We start from the raw sequence: 16,244 nt of genomic DNA on the forward strand, positions 1-16,244 counted from the left end.
GCAGTCTTCTTGCGGGCACTCTCCAGCAGCGGAAGGATCGTCTCGAACTGCTCGCGGCTGATGTCACTGGGATAGGGATGTCTCATCCCTATAGCATCAGGGATGAGAAAGACTTTGAACAGGCTCTCAGGTGCATGTAGAACGAGAACAGGCCGAACAGATTCCACAGCAGCGCCAACACGGCGACCAGCCAGAACCACGGCGCGGGTTTGCCTGCACGCATCGCACTCACCCCTTCGGTTGGAATGGTCGCAGCCTACGCCGTTCCGGTATCTCGCGCACGCGGCGACACCGTGAGCTTCAGAGCCCCGCTTCCTTTTGATGCCGAATGGCAAGGATGGTCACGGCGTCATTGTCGATCCGATAACGCGCCACATAACCACTCTCTCCGAAGTCGATCAGCCATTCCCGATAATGTTCGGGTGATCCATCAACAAGCCGGCCCATGTGCGGGTGCATGCCAAGGACTTTGAGGCCCTGCTGGAGTGCTTCACCGGCTCGGCGCGCAGCGTTGGCATTCTTGGGGCGGAGGAAGTCACGCAGGCGTTGCATGTCCCGGATCGCGGTCGCCGCAAGGATTACTTTCACTTGTGGCATGCGGGCGCGGGCAACTCATTTTCAGTTCCCCAGCTCGCAAGCCATTCATCGACCTCTTCGGCGGTGAGATGCAGACCCGTGCGCTGGTATTCCTCCCATGCGCGCAGCGTGTCCTGCCGGAATGCTTCGCGCCGCTCTTCGCGCTCGACGTATTGTGCAATCGCTTCGCGCATGATCCAGTGCGATGACCGGCGACGAGCATCGGCAAGATGCTGGATGCGGCCTTTCAAGTCATCGTCCAGCTTGATCGACGTTGCAGATGCCATGGCAACCTCTTTTGCTACCAGGTAATACCTTTCGCTACCTTATGGCGTTTGTGGCTGACTGTCCACAACTCAACAGTCACACTCACATCCATCTTCACGCAAAAGGCTCACAACCACCCCTTTTGCCGCGCAAGGCGATACGCCTCGATCCGGTTGCCGACGCCGAGTTTGCCGATGGCCTCGGACAGGTAGTTGCGCACGGTGCCGTGGGACAGGTTGAGCTGCGCGGCGATTTCGTTGGCAGAAAGCCCCTCGCCTGCCAGCCGCAGTGCCTGCCGTTCGCGGTCATTGAGCGGATCGGCTTCACCCCATGCTTCCAGTGCCAGTTGCGGATCGATGGCACGACCGCCGCGATGCACCTTGCGCAGGGCATCCGCCAGTTGTTCGGCGGGCGCGTCCTTGAGCAGATAACCGGACACGCCGGCGTCCAGCGCGCGGCGCAAGAAACCACTGCGGGCAAACGTGGTGACGATGACCACCTTCACCGGCAGTTCGTGGCGCTGGATGCGCTGGGCCAGTTCGATGCCGGTCAGGCCCGGCATTTCGATGTCGGTGACCAGAAGATCAGGTTTCAGGCGTTGCAGTTCGCGCCATGCGGCTTCGCCATCGGCAGCTGCGCCCACCACCTCGATGTCGGATTCCATGCCCAGCAGCGCGGCCAGCGCGCCGCGCAGCATGGCCTGGTCTTCGGCGAGCAGGACGCGAATCATGGCGTGGGACGTTAGCAGATCGAGAGGCCTGACCGCCCCTCATCCGCCTTCGGCACCTTCTCCCCGCAAGCGGGGAGAAGGAACAGCGGGGACATGCTCAATCATGCAAGACATCATCATTCACCGCCAACGGCACCCGCGCCTCGATGCGCGTGCCTGCACCGCGCTGGCTGTCGATGCGCAGGCGACCGCCCAGCGCTTCGATGCGTTCGCGCATGCCGGACAGGCCATTGCCGGGCGCGATGGCACTGCCACGGCCATCGTCCTGCACCTGCAACACCGCTTCGCCGTTTTCGATACCGAAACCGGCCTCTGCGCGCTGCGCACGCGCGTGGCGCTGGATGTTGGTGGCGGCTTCGCGCACGCACATCGCCAGTGCGTTCTCCGCCTGCGCAGGCAACACGGCGGCAGAGAAATCGTCATCAAGGCGATAGTCGAAGCTGACGCCGTCGGTTTCCAGCAGCAGCTTGGCCGATGCCAGTTCCGCTGCGATGCCGGCAGCGCGGATGCCACTGACCGCGCCGCGCACCTGCGCCAGCGCATCGCGTGCCACCCGGCTGACTTCGGCAATTTCGCCGCGTGCGGCATCGGCATCGCGCTCCAGCAGGCGTGCGGCAAGATCCGACTTCAACGCCACCATCGACAGCGTATGCCCAAGCAGGTCATGCAGGTCGCGGCCGATGCGTTCGCGTTCGGCCAGTGCAGCCAGCCGCCGCACTTCATCGTGCGAGAGCTTGAGCGCTGCTTCGCGTTCCAGGCCCATGCGCTCGACCATGACCAGCAAGCCGATGATCGCGGTGACGATCGGCATCCAGATCACGGACTGCCACGGATAGCCGATGTAGCCCGCATACGCGACCAACGCCGCGTTCACCACGGCCAGCAATCCGATGTAGCGCGGCATGGAGCGCTGCTGCAGCATCACGCAGCCGAACACGAAATAGCTCAGGCCGGAGGGATACCACGGCAACAGCGCGAGGCACAGCAGCACCATGCACAAGGCGGCACGATGCGCGCGCCGTGGCGATGCCATCACGCTGACCGTGTACAGCCACAGGAACAGCGGATACGAGAACAGGGTCAGCAGCACCCAGCGCAGAGTGAAGCCGTAGATGCCGTCGGACAGTAGCGGCGTCAGGAATACCCACACCGACCACACCAGATGCACGAAATGCGTCCACAGCGGGCGGCCCAGCCGCATTTCACCGGCAGCCAGCGAATCGGGCGCGGGCTGCAACCAGCGTGGCAATGAGGAAGGTTTCACGAAGCAGACCTTTGGCGATGTGCGCGGATCATGGCATGGCTCACTCCGCAGCCGACAGCCGGCGCTGCGCCAGCAGGAAGAACACGGCGGTGAACGCGGCCAGCACCAGCAGATGGATGGCGAGTGCGCCGCCCTGGTCGTAACCCACCACCTTCAGCGCGAGCTGGCCGAGGTGATAGGCCGGCCATGCCACAGCCTGTTTTCCGATCACGCTGGGCAGCATGGCCAGCGGCAGCCACAGCCCGGACAGGAAGGCCATCGGCAGGTACAACACATTGAGCAGGGCCGGTGCGGCATTGCCGCCCACCAGCGTGCCGATGTACATGCCGATGGCGGCAAACGGCATCACGCCCAGCACATTGACCACGAACAGCACTGCCCATTGCGAAGGCCGCAGCGACACGCCGCCGATGCCTGCGGCAATCCCGGCTAGCACCAGCGAGATGATCGCGGCAAACAGCATCGCCATCACCATCTTTGCCAGCAGCGCCGCACCCGGCGGCACCGGCAGCACGCGCTTCAAGCGCATGAAGCCGCGCTCGCGATCCACGGCAATGATCGCGCCGAAGCCGAACAGCGCGGCACCGATCACGCCGAACACGCCATAGGTCGCCAGAAAATATTCGGCGGCTGCGCCATTGTCCTTGTTCAACACCACCCCGAACAGCAGGTAGAACATCGCCGGGAACGCGATCACCGGGAGGCAGAACGACGGTTCGCGCAGCATGCGCAGGAACTCGCACTTCGCCTCCAGCACGTAGCTGCGCAGCAACGAATGACGATGTTCGGAAACGATGGTAGCCATCACGCGGCCTCCTGCTGGTCGTTGCGGGTGAGTTCGATAAAGGCATCGGCAAGGCCGGCGCGTTGCACTTCCAGATCGTGCAACTGCGCATCTGCATCCAGCAGGCGGCGCACGACGTTTTCTGCGTTGTCAGCCACGATGCGCAGCACATCGCCATCACGCTGTGCCTGCCGCACGCCGGGCCACTGCGCCACGGCATCGGCAGGAAGCGTACACACGCAGCGGATGCGACGCTGCGCGACATGCGCACGGATCGCCGCCACGCTGCCTTCGGCCACCATGCGGCCACGGTCGATCACTGCCACATGGTCAGACAGCGCTTCGGCTTCCTCCAAGTAATGCGTGGTGAGCAGCACCGCACTGCCATCGGCGACCAGTTCGCGCAGCGCCTTCCAGATACCCTGCCGCGCATCGATATCCAGGCCCGTAGTCGGCTCGTCCAGGCACAGCAGGCGTGGCCTGCCGCAGATGGCGAGTGCGAACTGCACGCGCCGCTGCTGGCCACCAGACAGCGCCTTGTACTGGCGCTCCATCAGGCCATCCAGCCCTGCCAGCGCCACGCAATCGGCAACACTGCGCGGATTCGGGTAATAGCTGCGCACCAGCGCCAGCACCTCGCCCACCTTCAAACGGTCGGGAATACCGGCCGATTGCAGCATCGCGCCAGTGCCGATGCGCGCCACGCGTGAGCCGGGTGACTGGCCGAACACTTCGGCCACGCCTGCATCGGCTTCAAGCAGGCCCAGCAGCAATCCGACCGCCGTGGTCTTGCCGGCGCCGTTTGCGCCCAACAGCGAGGTCACCTGCCCCGCACGCAGCGACAGATCCAGTCCATCCAGCGCCTGCGTCTTGCCGTAGCGCTTGCGCACGCCCTGCAACCGCGCGACCACGTTGTGCCCGTTTCCTTGCATGGCGGCCATTCCTCTTGTGGATGGCGGCATCTTCGGCATCGGACGCCGTTTGTGACATTTGCTGGCGTCAGACGAATCACATGACAACCATCACCTGATCGACACGGGCGATGCCGGTAGCCTGCTCGCACATCGCAAACGTGACGGCCATCGTCATGTAAAGTATGCTTGACACCATCACCCGCATGCGTGATGGTGGCAACCAGTTCCCGACTTCCCAATCGCATCGATGAATACCAACGCCGACCTGCTCAAATCGCTGAAGATCGACCGCAACGCCCCGCCGCCGCCTTCGCGCAAAGGCTTGTGGATCGGGCTGGGCATCGCTGCCGCCGTGCTGCTGCTCGTTGGCATCGGCTGGAAGCTGCTGGGCGGCGACAAGGCCACGCAGGTGCAAACCGCCACGGCGGTATCGCTGGCGAGTGGCGATGCCAGTGCATCGGTGCTGGACGCCAGCGGCTACATCGTCGCCCGACGCATGGCAACGGTCTCGGCCAAGGTGCCGGGCAAGGTGCGCGAGGTATTGATCGAGGAAGGCCAGCGCGTGGAGGCAGGCCAGGTGATTGCAACGCTTGATCCCATCGATGCACAGCAGCAGCGCGCACTGTCCGCCTCGCAATTGGCTGCCGCGCGCAGCCAGGCCATCGGCGTGCAGGCACAGTTGAAGGAAGCCGAAGCCAATGCCGCGCGGCTGTCCACGCTGGTTGCGCAGAAGCTGGTGTCACGCGCGCAGTACGAGCAGGCGGTCGCAAGCCGCGATGCCCTGCGCGCGCAGCTCGCCACCGCACAGCGCAATGCCGAGGTCGCGTCCGATGGCCTGCGCATCGCCGCGCAGGGCGTGGACAACACCATCGTGCGTGCGCCGTTCGCGGGCGTGGTGATCGCCAAGGCCGCGCAGCCGGGCGAGATCGTTTCGCCGATGGCGGCAGGTGGCGGCTACACCCGCACCGGCATCGGCACGATCGTTGACATGGATTCGCTGGAGGTCGAAGTCGATGTAGGCGAGGCCTACATCGGCCGCGTGCAGCCGAAGATGCCGGTGCAGGCCACGCTCAATTCGTATCCGGACTGGAAGATTCCGGCGGAGGTCATCGCCATCATCCCCACCGCCGATCGCGGCAAGGCCACGGTGAAGGTGCGCGTGGCGCTGAAGCAGAAGGACGCGCGCATCGTGCCCGACATGGGCGTGACCGTGAGCTTCCTTGAAAAAGCACCGGAGGCAGATGCAGAACCGAAGCGCGGCGTGCGCGTGCCGGCGGCTGCGCTGGTGCAGCGCGACGGTGGCGATGCCGTGTTCGTGGTCGGCAGCGAGGACACGGTGGAACTGCGCAAGGTGCAGGCCGGTGGCACGCTGGGCGATGACCGCGAAGTGACATCCGGTCTTGCGCCGGGCGAGACGGTGGTGGTGTCGCCACCTGCCGGGCTGGCCGAAGGCGCGAAGGTGCAAACGGCAACCAGCGAATGAACAATCCGTGATCCATTTGGAAACAAACAATTTGTAGAAGCCGAGCTTGCTCGGCTTTGGGCAACGACACAGGCCAGCGGAGCAAGCTCCGCCGCTACAGGCACGGCGCACTACACATAAAGGAACTCGCATGTCCGCACTCGTCAGCATCCGCAACCTCACCAAGACCTACCAGCGCGGGCCCGAGAAGGTCGAAGTGCTGCACGGCATCGATCTGGACATTGCGCAGGGCGACTTCGTTGCGCTGATGGGGCCGTCCGGTTCCGGCAAGACCACCCTGCTCAACCTGATCGGCGGACTGGACTCGCCCAGCTCCGGCAGCATCGAAGTGGCCGGCCAGCGCATCGATCAGCTTGGCGGCGGCAAGCTTTCGCACTGGCGCAGCCAGAACGTGGGCTACGTGTTCCAGTTCTACAACCTGATGCCGGCACTGAGCGCGCAGAAGAACGTGGAGCTTCCGCTGCTGCTCACCAATCTGTCCGGTGCGCAGCGCAAGCAGAATGCACAGATCGCACTGCAACTGGTGGGCCTTGCGGATCGCGTTTCGCACAAGCCGGCGGAACTCTCCGGTGGCCAGCAGCAGCGCGTCGCCATCGCCCGTGCCATCGTCTCCGACCCCACCTTGCTGATCTGCGACGAACCCACCGGCGATCTTGACCGCCAATCCGCCGAGGACATCCTTGGCCTCTTGCAGGAACTCAACCGCACGCACGGCAAGACGATCGTCATGGTCACCCACGACCCGAAGGCCGCCGAGTACGCCAGCCACACCCTGCATCTGGACAAGGGTGTGCTGGTAGAAACGCAGGCGCACGCGGCCTGACTGATTGCCCCTCTCCCTCCGGGGGAGGGGTTGGGGTGAGGGTTCGGACACCGACGAACCTCCATTCCGCACCGAACCCTCATCCGGCGCTCCGCGCCACCTTCTCCCGGAGGGAGAAGGAACAGCTGGAGACACCATGAAATACTTCCACCTCATCTGGGCCGCACTGTTCCGGCGCAAGACCCGCACCTTGCTGACGCTGGCGTCGATCCTTGCCGCGTTTTTGCTGTTCGGCCTGCTGGACGGCATCCGTACCACGTTCGCCCAGTTGGGCCAGAACGCCGACGGCGCACAACGGTTGCAGACTTCGTCGAAGCTGTCCTTCATCGAAACCCTGCCGCTGTCGCTGGAAGCGCGCATCAAGCGCGTGGACAACATCGAAGCGGTGACCTACGCCAACTGGTTCGGTGGCGCCTACCAGAATCCGCGCAACCAGATCTTCTCCTTCGCGGTGGCACCCAACTATCTCGAGTTGTATCCGGAGATTCTTGTGGAGCCGGCGCAGCTTGCAGCGTGGAAGAACACCCGCACCGGCATCCTGGTCGGCGAGGCGACGATGAAACGCTTCGGCTGGAAGGTGGGCCAGAAGATCCCGCTGCAATCGACCATCTTCCCCAACAGCGACGGCACCCTGAACTGGGCGTTCGACATCGTCGGCACGATCGGGACGAAGGACGGCAAGCAGGGCGGTTTCACCGACGCGCTGATCCTGTTGCACTACAAGTACTTCGAGGAATCCACGCCCTATGTCGATGGCGACGTGGGCTGGTACATCAGCCGCGTGTCCGACGTGCGCCGCAGCGACGCGGCGGCCAAGGCCATCGATGCACTGTCGGCCAACTCGCCGCACGAAACCAAGACCATGAACGAGCAGGCGGCATTCGCCTCGCAACTCAAGCAGATGGCCGACGTTGGCCTGATCGTGGGCTCGATCATGGGTGCGGTGTTCTTCACCCTGCTGCTGCTCACCGGCAACACGATGGCGCAGGCGGTGCGCGAGCGCACATCGGAACTGGCCGTGCTCAAGACGATTGGCTTTACCAGCACGTCGGTGCTGGGCATGGTGCTGGCCGAATCGGTGCTGCTGGTGCTGATTGGCGGCGTGCTGGGGCTGGGACTGGCAGCGGTGCTTGCGCCCATCGTCAGCGGCGCCAGCAACGGCGCGATCAATCTGCCGGCCATCGGCTGGCGCAGCTGGTCGCTGGGGCTGGCGTTGATGGCGGGCATCGGCCTGCTGGTGGGCGCGCTGCCTGCGATCCGTGCGATGCGCCTGAACATCGTCGATGCACTGGCCGGACGCTGAGGGAGAACACACATGAAGAAGATCAAATCCTTCCTGCGCGGCTTCGGCCTGTTCCTGCTGCTGGCGGTGTTCCTGATTGCATGGATCGCGTTGCCGTGGCCGGCGCTGCTGGGTGCTGCAGTGTTGTTCGCACTGTGGATGATGCTGACCCGTAGCGGGCGACAGGCCACATCCGTGACGCAAGTCGGCATCAGCACGCTGGCGCAGCGCATCGGCGCATCGTCAGTGGTGGTGGTGGGCATCGCCGGCGTGGTCGGCGTGCTGGTGGCGCTGCTGGCAATGAGCGAAGGCTATCGCCACACCGTCAACAGCAGCGGCAGCGAGGACGTTGCCATCGTGCTGCGCGGCGGTTCGTCGGCGGAACTCACCTCGGTGCTGTCGCGCGAGCAGATCACCGCCATCGAACGCGCACCGCAGGTGGCACGCGACGCACAGGGCAAGCCACTGGCATCCCCGGAACTGGTGGTCGCCGCCAACCTGCCACGCCACGACGGCGAGGAAGGCAGCGCCACGCTACGCGGCGTGGGCGAGATGGCATTCGCGGTGCGACCGCAGCTGAAGCTGGTCGATGGTCGCCGCTTCGAACCCGGCCGGCGCGAGCTGGTGGTGGGTACCGGCGCGCAGCGCCAGTTCTCCGGCCTGACGGTGGGCAAGCAGGTGCGGCTGGGCAACCAGCCGTGGACGGTGGTGGGCGTGTTCGATTCGCCTGGCTCCACTGCATCGGAAATATGGGCCGACGCCGACGTGGTGGCCACGACCTACCGCCGTGGCAGCAGCCGTGCTGCGGTGTACGCGAAGTTGAATAGTGCGAAGGACTTCAATGCCTTCAAGGCCACGCTGGCCACCGACCCGCGCCTGCAGGTGGAAGCCGATACCACGCTGGGTTACTTCGGCAAGCAGTCCGAACAACTCACCAACATCCTGCGCATCATCGGCATCGTGGTTGGCAGCATCATGGCGATCGGTGCGATCTTCGGCGCGCTCAACACCATGTTCGCCACCGTCGCCGCGCGTGCGCGCGAAATCGCCACCCTGCGCGCGATTGGTTTTCGCGGCATGCCGGTGGTGATCGCGGTGATGCTGGAAACGATGCTGCTGGCGCTGCTCGGCGGCGCGCTGGGCGGGCTGATCGCGTGGCTGGTGTTCAACGGCTACAGCGCATCCACGATTGCGGGCGGCGTGTCCAGCATGAGCTTCCAGTTCAAGGTCGGCCCTGCGCTGCTGTGGGAAGGCCTGAAGTGGGCGCTGGCCATCGGCTTCATCGGCGGCTTGTTCCCCGCCTTGCGCGCGGCCAGCCTGCCGGTCACCGACGCCCTGCGCTCTGCCTGAGTCGTCGCGGGGCTGTTATTGCAGCAGTCCCGCTTCGCGCAACGCGGCTTCCAGTTTCGGCTGGTGGGCGGCATCCAGTTTGGTCAACGGCAGGCGCAGCGCACCGCCGCACAGGCCAAGACGCGCCATCGCCCATTTCACCGGAATGGGATTGGCTTCGACGAACAACTGCTTGTGCAGCGACAGCAGGCGGAACTGGATCTGCAGCGCGCACTGCACGTCACCCGCCAGCGCTGCCACGCACAGTTCGTGCATCGCGCGCGGCGCAAGGTTGGCAGTCACGCTGACGTTGCCGTGACCGCCGCAGAGCATCAGCGCAACGGCGGTGGCGTCATCGCCGGAATACACCGCGAAACCTTCCGGCATGTCGCGGATCAGCCACTGCGCGCGTTCGATGTTGCCGGTGGCTTCCTTGATGCCCACGATGCCCGGCACCTGCGCCAGCCGCAGCACGGTGTCGTGCTGCATGTCGGCCACGCTGCGGCCCGGCACGTTGTAAAGCACGATGGGCAGGTCGCCGGTGGCTTCGGCAATCGCACGGAAATGGCGGTACTGCCCTTCCTGCCCCGGCTTGTTGTAGTACGGCACCACCTGCAACTGGCTGCTGGCACCGACCTCGCGCGCATAGCGCGCCAGCGCGATGGCTTCCGTGGTGGAATTACCGCCGCAGCCGGCCATCACCGGCACCCGGCCCGCCGCCTGCTCCACCGCGATGCGGATGATGTCGCAGTGTTCCTCCACGTTCACCGTCGGCGATTCGCCGGTGGTGCCGACCACGCCTATGCAGTCGGTGCCTTCGGCGATGTGCCAGTCGATCAGCCTGCGCAGTGCATCGTGATCGACGCTGCCATCGGCATGCATGGGAGTGACAAGCGCAACGATGCTGCCGCGCAGGGGAGCGGGAACGGACGCCATGTGCGAACCATTGGATGTGGGGAACGCCGATTCTAGCGATGCCGCGCGCCTGCCGCCCTGACGGAACGGCATGCCTGCATGGCGATCAGGCCGGCTTGCGCCGCGAACGCCGCAGGCCATCAACGGCGTACAGCGCCAGTGCTGCCCAGATGAAGGCGAAGCCTATCGCGCGGTCGCGGCCAAATGGCTCATGCAGGATCAGCACGCCGGCCAGCAGCTGCAGGGTCGGTGCGATGTATTGCAGCAGGCCCACCAGGGCATACGGGATGCGCTGCACGGCGGCGGCAAAGCCGATCAACGGCAGCGCGGTAAGCACGCCGCTGAACACCAGCAGGCCGGCAACGCCCCAGCCCCAGCTTGGCGCATCGCCATGCGGCAGCATGTGGCCGCTGCCGGTGGTTTCCATCCAGGCCAGATAGACCAGCGCCGGCAGCAACAGGAACAAACTCTCCACGCCCAGCCCACGTACCGGCGGCGCGCCCAGCAGCTTGCGCACCAGTCCGTAAGCACCGAACGATGCCGCCAGCGCAAGCGCGATCCACGGGAAGCTGCCGTAGTTGAAGGTCAGCCACAGCACGCCGGCAGTGGCGATGCTGACCGACAGCCACTGCACGCGATTGAGCCGCTCGTGCAGCACCACGACCGCCAACACCACGTTGAGCAGCGGGTTGATGAAATAGCCCAGCGCGGTTTCCACCACGTGGCCGGCATTGACCGCCCAGATATACAGGCCCCAGTTGAACGCGATCAGCACGCCGCTGAGCGCCAGCATCCACACCGCGTTTGGACGCGACAGGGTTTCCCGCAGCCAGCCGCGCCCGTATTTGAAACCCAGCCAGCCGCAGACCAGCAGCGCACTCCAGACCACGCGGTGGGCGATGATCTGCAACGACGGCACCATCTTCAGCAGATGCCAGTACAGCGGCATCATCCCCCACGAAACATAGGCACCAACCGCAAGCCAGACGCCGCCGCGATCCAGTTTTGCCGCACTCACGCAGCCGCCTTCGGCTTGCGCGCCTTCGCCAATGTGATCGCCACCACGCCGGACAGGATCACGCCCATCGCCACCAGTTCATGCGTGCCGAAGCGTTCATTCGCAAGCCACGCGCCCAGCGCGACGGCAATCGCCGGATTGACGTAGGCATAGCTGCCGGCCAATGCGGGGCGCACGTTGTGCAGCAGCCAGATATAGGCGGAGAAACCAACCAGCGAACCCATCACGATCAGGTACCAGAACGCGGCGATGGCATGCGCGCCCGGCATGCCGTGGAAGCGTTCACCGGCCAGCGCACCAACGATGCACATCGCCACGCCGCCACACAGCATTTGCGCGGCCGATGCCATGAACGGCGACGGGAAATCGCGGCCACGGCTCCAGATCGAACCGTAGGACCAGGCCACGGTGGCGACCAGCAATGCGGCCATGCCTGCCTTGGAACCACTCAGGCTGCTGCCGGCATTGAGCCAGAGCACACCGAGGAAGCCGATGCCCAGCCCCACCCATTCGATGCGGCTTGGGTGCTGCCCGCGCATCGCCGCGAACACGCCCATCCACAACGGCGCCGATGCCACCGCCACTGCGGCCATGCCGGAGGACACCGTCTTCTCGGCGAAATTGACCATGCCATTGCCCAGCAACAGCATCAGCACGCCCATCACCGCCGCGTTGCGCCACTGCGCGCGGGTGGGCGCGTGCATGCCGCGCCAGCGCAGGAAGGCATACAGCAGACTGCCGGCGATGACGAAGCGGATGCCGCCCAGCAAAAACGGCGGGAAGCCACCTTCCAGCGCAAAACGAATCGCAAGATAGGTGGAACCCCAGATCAGATAGACCGCGGCCAGCGCAAGTGCGACGCGCGTACCGCTGGCGGTGTGTGTGTTCTGCATGCGGGGGCGTGTCCGTGCGGGCGGTGCGATCAAGCAGGACGGGCACCCGAAGGCGCCCGCCGCGTGACTTGATTATCGATGGTTTGCGATGCCGATGCGTCAGTGTGCCCAATGCCCGGCAGTGCGCGTCTCCGGCAGCACCTGCGCCGCCAGCTTCGCATCCTTGCCCAGCAGGCCGATGGCATCGGACAGGATCGCGGCGGATTCGCGCAGCAGCGGATCGGTGACCTTCTTTGCTGCTTCCTCGCGCGCCACCGACTCGGCCAGGTTGCGCTCATCGGCCATCAGGCCATCATCGGAACGCGCTTCCAGCAACGGATCCAGCGCAATGCCAAGGCGCTTGCGCTCCTCGGCGCGCTGCTTGCGCCGGGCTTCGAACTGGTCACGCTCGGCGCGGCGCTCGGCCTCGTTGAGCGAGATCGACTTCTTCGCATTTTCCTCGCGGAAGCGGTTCACGTCCTCGACCCACCACTGGTATTCCACCTCACGCTTCACGCGCGCGGCGTGGCGCTGTTCCAGCGGTGCCAGCAGCGGCGCGAAATTGCCGTAGCGGATGTGCTGCTCGGCCTTGATCCGCGTCCATGGCAGCGCGTTTTCGTAGGTGCTTTCGCCATATTCGGCGGCATCCACGCTGGCCGGGAAACGCACGTCCGGCTCCACGCCCTTGTTCTGGGTGCTGCTGCCGCCCGGACGGAAGAACTGGGCGATGGTCAGCTTGACCTGGCCGAAGCGCGGCGCTTCGTTGGCCGGCCAACGGTCAAGGTCCACCATGTTCTGCACGGTGCCCTTGCCGAAGGTGGTCTCGCCGATGACAAGGCCGCGCCCGTAGTCCTGCACCGCGCCGGCCACGATTTCCGAAGCCGAGGCCGAGCCGCGATTGACCAGCACCGCCAGCGGGCCATCCCACGCAACACCGGCATCGCGGTCATGCTGCACGTTGACGCGCCCACCGGATTCGCGCACCTGCACCACCGGGCCACGATCGATGAACAGGCCGGTCAACTCCACCGCCTCGCCCAGCGAGCCACCGCCGTTGCCGCGCAGGTCCAGCACCACGCCATCCATCTTCGAAGCGCGAAACTCGCCCAGCATGCGCGCCACGTCGCGCGTAGCCGAGGCATAGTTCTCGTCGTTGCGTCGGCGCGCCTCGAAATCCTGATAGAAACCGGGCAGCTTGATGACGCCGATCCGGCGCGCCGGCTGGCCGTCGCTGGCCGGGATGGTGATGGTCTCGGCCTTGGCCCGCGCATCTTCCAGCCGCACCTTGGCGCGGGTCAGCAGCACACGGCCTGGCTTGCTGTCCAGCGGCGCTTCCGCCGGCACCACGTCCAGCCGCACCTGGGTATCGGCCTTGCCACGGATCAGCTGCACCACGTCGTCGATGCGCCAGCCCACCACGTCCTTCATCTCGCCCGAGGTGCCCTGGCCCACGCCGACGATGCGGTCGCCCGTCTTCAGCTTGCCACTGCCCGAAGCCGGGCCACCCGGCACCATCTCGCGGATCACCACCACGTCGTCCTGCTTGAACAGCACCGCGCCGATGCCTTCCAGCGAGTTGGAAATCGAGACGTTGAAGTTCTCCGCACTGCGCGGCGTCATGTAATCGGTATGCGGATCGATGCTGCCGGCATAGGCATTGAGGAAGATCTGGAACACGTCTTCGGATTTCAGTTCGTTCACGCTGTCCAGCTGGTTGGCGTAGCGCTTGTCCAGCGTCTTGCGGATCTCCTCGGGCTGCTTGCCGGCCAGCTTCAGGCGCAGCCAGTCGTTCTTCACCGACTGCCTCCACAGCTTGTCGAGGGTGGCCGCATCGGCCCACGGCGCATCCTCGCGGTCGTATTCGTAGCGTTCGTCGGTGGTGAAGTCGAAATTGCCCTTCAGCAGGCCACGCACATAGGCGATGCGCTGCTCCGCGCGCTTGCGGTACAGCGCGAACATCGTCCACGCCGGCTCCAGCTGGCCGCTCTTGATCGCATCGTCCAGTTCGGTGGCGTACTTGTCGAAGCCGGCCACGTCCTGCGCGGTGAAGAACAACCGCGCCGGGTCAAGCGACTTCAGGTATTCGGTCAGCACCTCGCGCGAAAGCGCATCGTCCAGCGCACGCGGGCGATAGGCGTAGCGGCTGTCGGACAGCAGGCCATGCACCATGCGTGCGGTGGTGGACTGGTCGATGGTCGGCGCAAACGGCAGCGCCGGTGCCTTGGTCTTGCTGGTGTCGATCAGGCTCGTGTCGTTTTCGGTGCGCTCCTGCAACTGGCTTTGCGCCAGCAGGGCGAGCGGCGCGGCCAGCGCGAAACCAAGGGACAGGGCAAGCAGGGTGCGGGAAGGCTTCATGTGATGTTCCACGGCGTAGGGTGCCGTTGCGTCAAGGATGTACCGGGATACGACCTGCCGACAGTGCCGGAAGTTCGCTGCGCGGCGGCCTGCACCACTCTAGCCGGCTTGCGTGAATCTGTGTGAACGGAAGTGCCGTGCCGAGCAAGCTCGGCACCTACCCGGCATCCCTGTAGGCGCGGAGCTTGCTCCGCGCAGGTTCCATAACCGAGCAAGCTCGGCATCTACCCGGCATCCCGTAGGCGCGGAACTTGCCCCGCGCAGGCTCCATGCCGAGCAAGCTCGGCATCTACCCGGCATCCCTGTAGGTGCGGAATTTGCCCCGCGCAGGTTCCATGCCGAGCAAGCTCGGCATCTACCCGGCATCCCTGTAGGCGCGGAGCTTGCTCCGCGCGGGGTTTCAGGCGATGCCCGCCGCCTGCTGGTCTGCGTGGTAGCTGGAACGCACCATCGGGCCTGATGCGACGTGACTGAAGCCCAGCGAATAGCCGTAAAGCTCCAGCTCCTTGTATTCCTCCGGCGTCCAGTAGCGCAGCACCGGGTGGTGGTGCGGGCTGGGTTGCAGGTACTGGCCGATGGTGACCATTTCCACATCGTGCGCGCGCAGGTCACGCAGGGTGGCCTGCACCTGCTCCATCGTCTCGCCAAGGCCCAGCATGATGCCGCTCTTGGTCGGGATATCCGGATGCTGCGCCTTGAACCTCGAGAGCAGGGTCAGCGACCACTGGTAATCCGCACCGGGACGCACGTTGCGGTACAGGTCCGGCACGGTTTCGATGTTGTGGTTGAACACGTCCGGCGGCGACTGCGCCAATATCTCCAGCGCGCGCTCCATGCGCCCCTTGCCACGGAAATCCGGGGTCAGGATTTCGATGCGGATGCCGGGTGCGGCGGCGCGGGTTTCGCGGATGCAGTCAACGAAATGCTGGGCACCGCCGTCGCGCAGGTCATCGCGATCCACGCTGGTGATGACCACGTATTTCAGGCCCATGTCGGCAACCGTGCGTGCAAGGTTCGCCGGCTCCTGCATGTCCGGCGGCTTGGGCCGACCGTGGGCGACGTCGCAGAACGAACAGCGGCGCGTGCAGACCTCACCGAGGATCATGAACGTGGCGGTGCCGTGGCCGAAGCATTCGTGGATGTTCGGGCAGCTGGCTTCCTCGCAGACCGTGACCAGCCGGTTCTCGCGCAGCTTGGACTTCAGCGCCTGCACCGCGTTGCCGCTGGGGATGCGCACGCGGATCCATGACGGCTTGCGCAGCACCGGCACATCGGCGAACTGCACCGGCGAACGCGCGATCTTCTGGTCGGCGACCTGGCGCACGCCCGGCTCAAGCGAGGGCGCGGCATCGGACACGACGGCCAGCGGGATGGTGCGGGGCATGCTGCTCATGCGGGCATTATTCCACAAGGGCATGGATACCCGGCAGCTTCAGATTGCCGCATGCCGGGCAGGGGACTAGGATTAGGTTCGCCGCATAATAGAGGCGGGGGAGGCCTCACGATGGAGTCTGTAAATTGAACTGTGTAACTGCCCTTTGACCCGCAGCCGGCGATACCGGCAGGAGCAGCGACATGGAACTGAGCAAGACGACCCTGAACGAGTTGACGGCGGACTGCAAGACGCCGGGC

The 16,244-nt window shown here is 65.1% G+C and carries 15 protein-coding genes and 1 pseudogene; 4 read left to right on the forward strand and 12 right to left on the reverse strand.

Annotated elements, in window-relative coordinates; translation table 11 throughout:
• The 7 genes and pseudogenes from QM612_RS10215 to QM612_RS10245 form a co-directional block, all read right to left on the reverse strand.
• Positions 1–200 (reverse strand): annotated as a pseudogene (locus QM612_RS10215) (hypothetical protein); the annotation flags it as partial.
• Positions 201–300: 100 nt separating this feature from the next.
• Positions 301–552, reverse strand: a complete 252-nt coding sequence (locus QM612_RS10220; protein ID WP_415253787.1) for a type II toxin-antitoxin system RelE/ParE family toxin — start codon at positions 550–552, stop codon at positions 301–303.
• 32 nt (positions 553–584) lie between these two features.
• Entirely contained in the window at positions 585–863 is a 279-nt protein-coding gene (locus QM612_RS10225; protein WP_415253788.1) for a CopG family ribbon-helix-helix protein, read from the reverse strand.
• A gap of 107 nt (positions 864–970) precedes the next feature.
• Positions 971–1,573 (reverse strand): response regulator transcription factor, encoded by a 603-nt coding sequence (locus QM612_RS10230; protein WP_415253789.1) that lies wholly within the window; start codon positions 1,571–1,573, stop codon positions 971–973.
• 97 nt (positions 1,574–1,670) lie between these two features.
• Entirely contained in the window at positions 1,671–2,837 is a 1,167-nt protein-coding gene (locus QM612_RS10235) for a sensor histidine kinase (protein ID WP_415253790.1), read from the reverse strand.
• A 40-nt stretch (positions 2,838–2,877) separates the two neighbouring features.
• Positions 2,878–3,642 carry an ABC transporter permease gene (locus QM612_RS10240; RefSeq protein ID WP_415253791.1) on the reverse strand — a complete coding sequence of 255 codons (765 nt, stop codon included), beginning with the start codon at positions 3,640–3,642 and terminating at the stop codon, positions 2,878–2,880.
• Entirely contained in the window at positions 3,642–4,553 is a 912-nt protein-coding gene (locus QM612_RS10245) for an ABC transporter ATP-binding protein (RefSeq protein ID WP_415253792.1), read from the reverse strand. Before QM612_RS10245 ends, QM612_RS10240 begins: the two co-directional genes overlap by 1 nt.
• Positions 4,554–4,782: 229 nt before the next feature.
• Between QM612_RS10245 and QM612_RS10250 the strand changes: the two genes are divergently transcribed.
• The 4 genes from QM612_RS10250 to QM612_RS10265 all read left to right on the forward strand — a co-directional run bounded on the left by QM612_RS10250 (position 4,783) and on the right by QM612_RS10265 (position 9,473).
• The gene (locus QM612_RS10250) at positions 4,783–6,018 is read left to right on the forward strand and encodes an efflux RND transporter periplasmic adaptor subunit (RefSeq protein WP_415253793.1); all 1,236 of its coding nucleotides are present in this window, start codon (positions 4,783–4,785) and stop codon (positions 6,016–6,018) included.
• A 130-nt stretch (positions 6,019–6,148) separates the two neighbouring features.
• Positions 6,149–6,841 carry an ABC transporter ATP-binding protein gene (locus tag QM612_RS10255; RefSeq protein ID WP_415253794.1) on the forward strand — a complete coding sequence of 231 codons (693 nt, stop codon included), beginning with the start codon at positions 6,149–6,151 and terminating at the stop codon, positions 6,839–6,841.
• A gap of 136 nt (positions 6,842–6,977) precedes the next feature.
• On the forward strand, positions 6,978–8,144 hold the full coding sequence (locus tag QM612_RS10260; protein ID WP_415253795.1) for an ABC transporter permease: 1,167 nt from the start codon (positions 6,978–6,980) through the stop codon (positions 8,142–8,144).
• 12 nt (positions 8,145–8,156) lie between these two features.
• The gene (locus QM612_RS10265; protein WP_415253796.1) at positions 8,157–9,473 is read left to right on the forward strand and encodes an ABC transporter permease; all 1,317 of its coding nucleotides are present in this window, start codon (positions 8,157–8,159) and stop codon (positions 9,471–9,473) included.
• 15 nt (positions 9,474–9,488) lie between these two features.
• On the opposite strand, the gene dapA is transcribed toward QM612_RS10265, so the two are convergent.
• From dapA to lipA, 5 genes are all read right to left on the reverse strand, one after another.
• The gene (dapA, locus tag QM612_RS10270) at positions 9,489–10,388 is read right to left on the reverse strand and encodes a 4-hydroxy-tetrahydrodipicolinate synthase (RefSeq protein WP_415253797.1); all 900 of its coding nucleotides are present in this window, start codon (positions 10,386–10,388) and stop codon (positions 9,489–9,491) included.
• Positions 10,389–10,473: 85 nt separating this feature from the next.
• The gene (gene rarD / locus QM612_RS10275) at positions 10,474–11,385 is read right to left on the reverse strand and encodes an EamA family transporter RarD (RefSeq protein ID WP_415253798.1); all 912 of its coding nucleotides are present in this window, start codon (positions 11,383–11,385) and stop codon (positions 10,474–10,476) included.
• Positions 11,382–12,278 (reverse strand): drug/metabolite exporter YedA, encoded by an 897-nt coding sequence (gene yedA / locus QM612_RS10280; RefSeq protein ID WP_415253799.1) that lies wholly within the window; start codon positions 12,276–12,278, stop codon positions 11,382–11,384. Before yedA ends, rarD begins: the two co-directional genes overlap by 4 nt.
• Before the next feature lie 99 nt (positions 12,279–12,377).
• Positions 12,378–14,612 (reverse strand): carboxy terminal-processing peptidase, encoded by a 2,235-nt coding sequence (locus tag QM612_RS10285; RefSeq protein ID WP_415253800.1) that lies wholly within the window; start codon positions 14,610–14,612, stop codon positions 12,378–12,380.
• A 400-nt stretch (positions 14,613–15,012) separates the two neighbouring features.
• Positions 15,013–16,005: a lipoyl synthase gene (gene lipA / locus QM612_RS10290; protein WP_415253801.1), complete on the reverse strand. Its 993-nt coding sequence runs from the start codon at positions 16,003–16,005 to the stop codon at positions 15,013–15,015.
• Between the last annotated feature and the right edge of the window lie 239 nt (positions 16,006–16,244).

The sequence above is a fragment of the Thermomonas sp. genome (assembly GCF_047606765.1).
Lineage (GTDB): Bacteria > Pseudomonadota > Gammaproteobacteria > Xanthomonadales > Xanthomonadaceae > Thermomonas.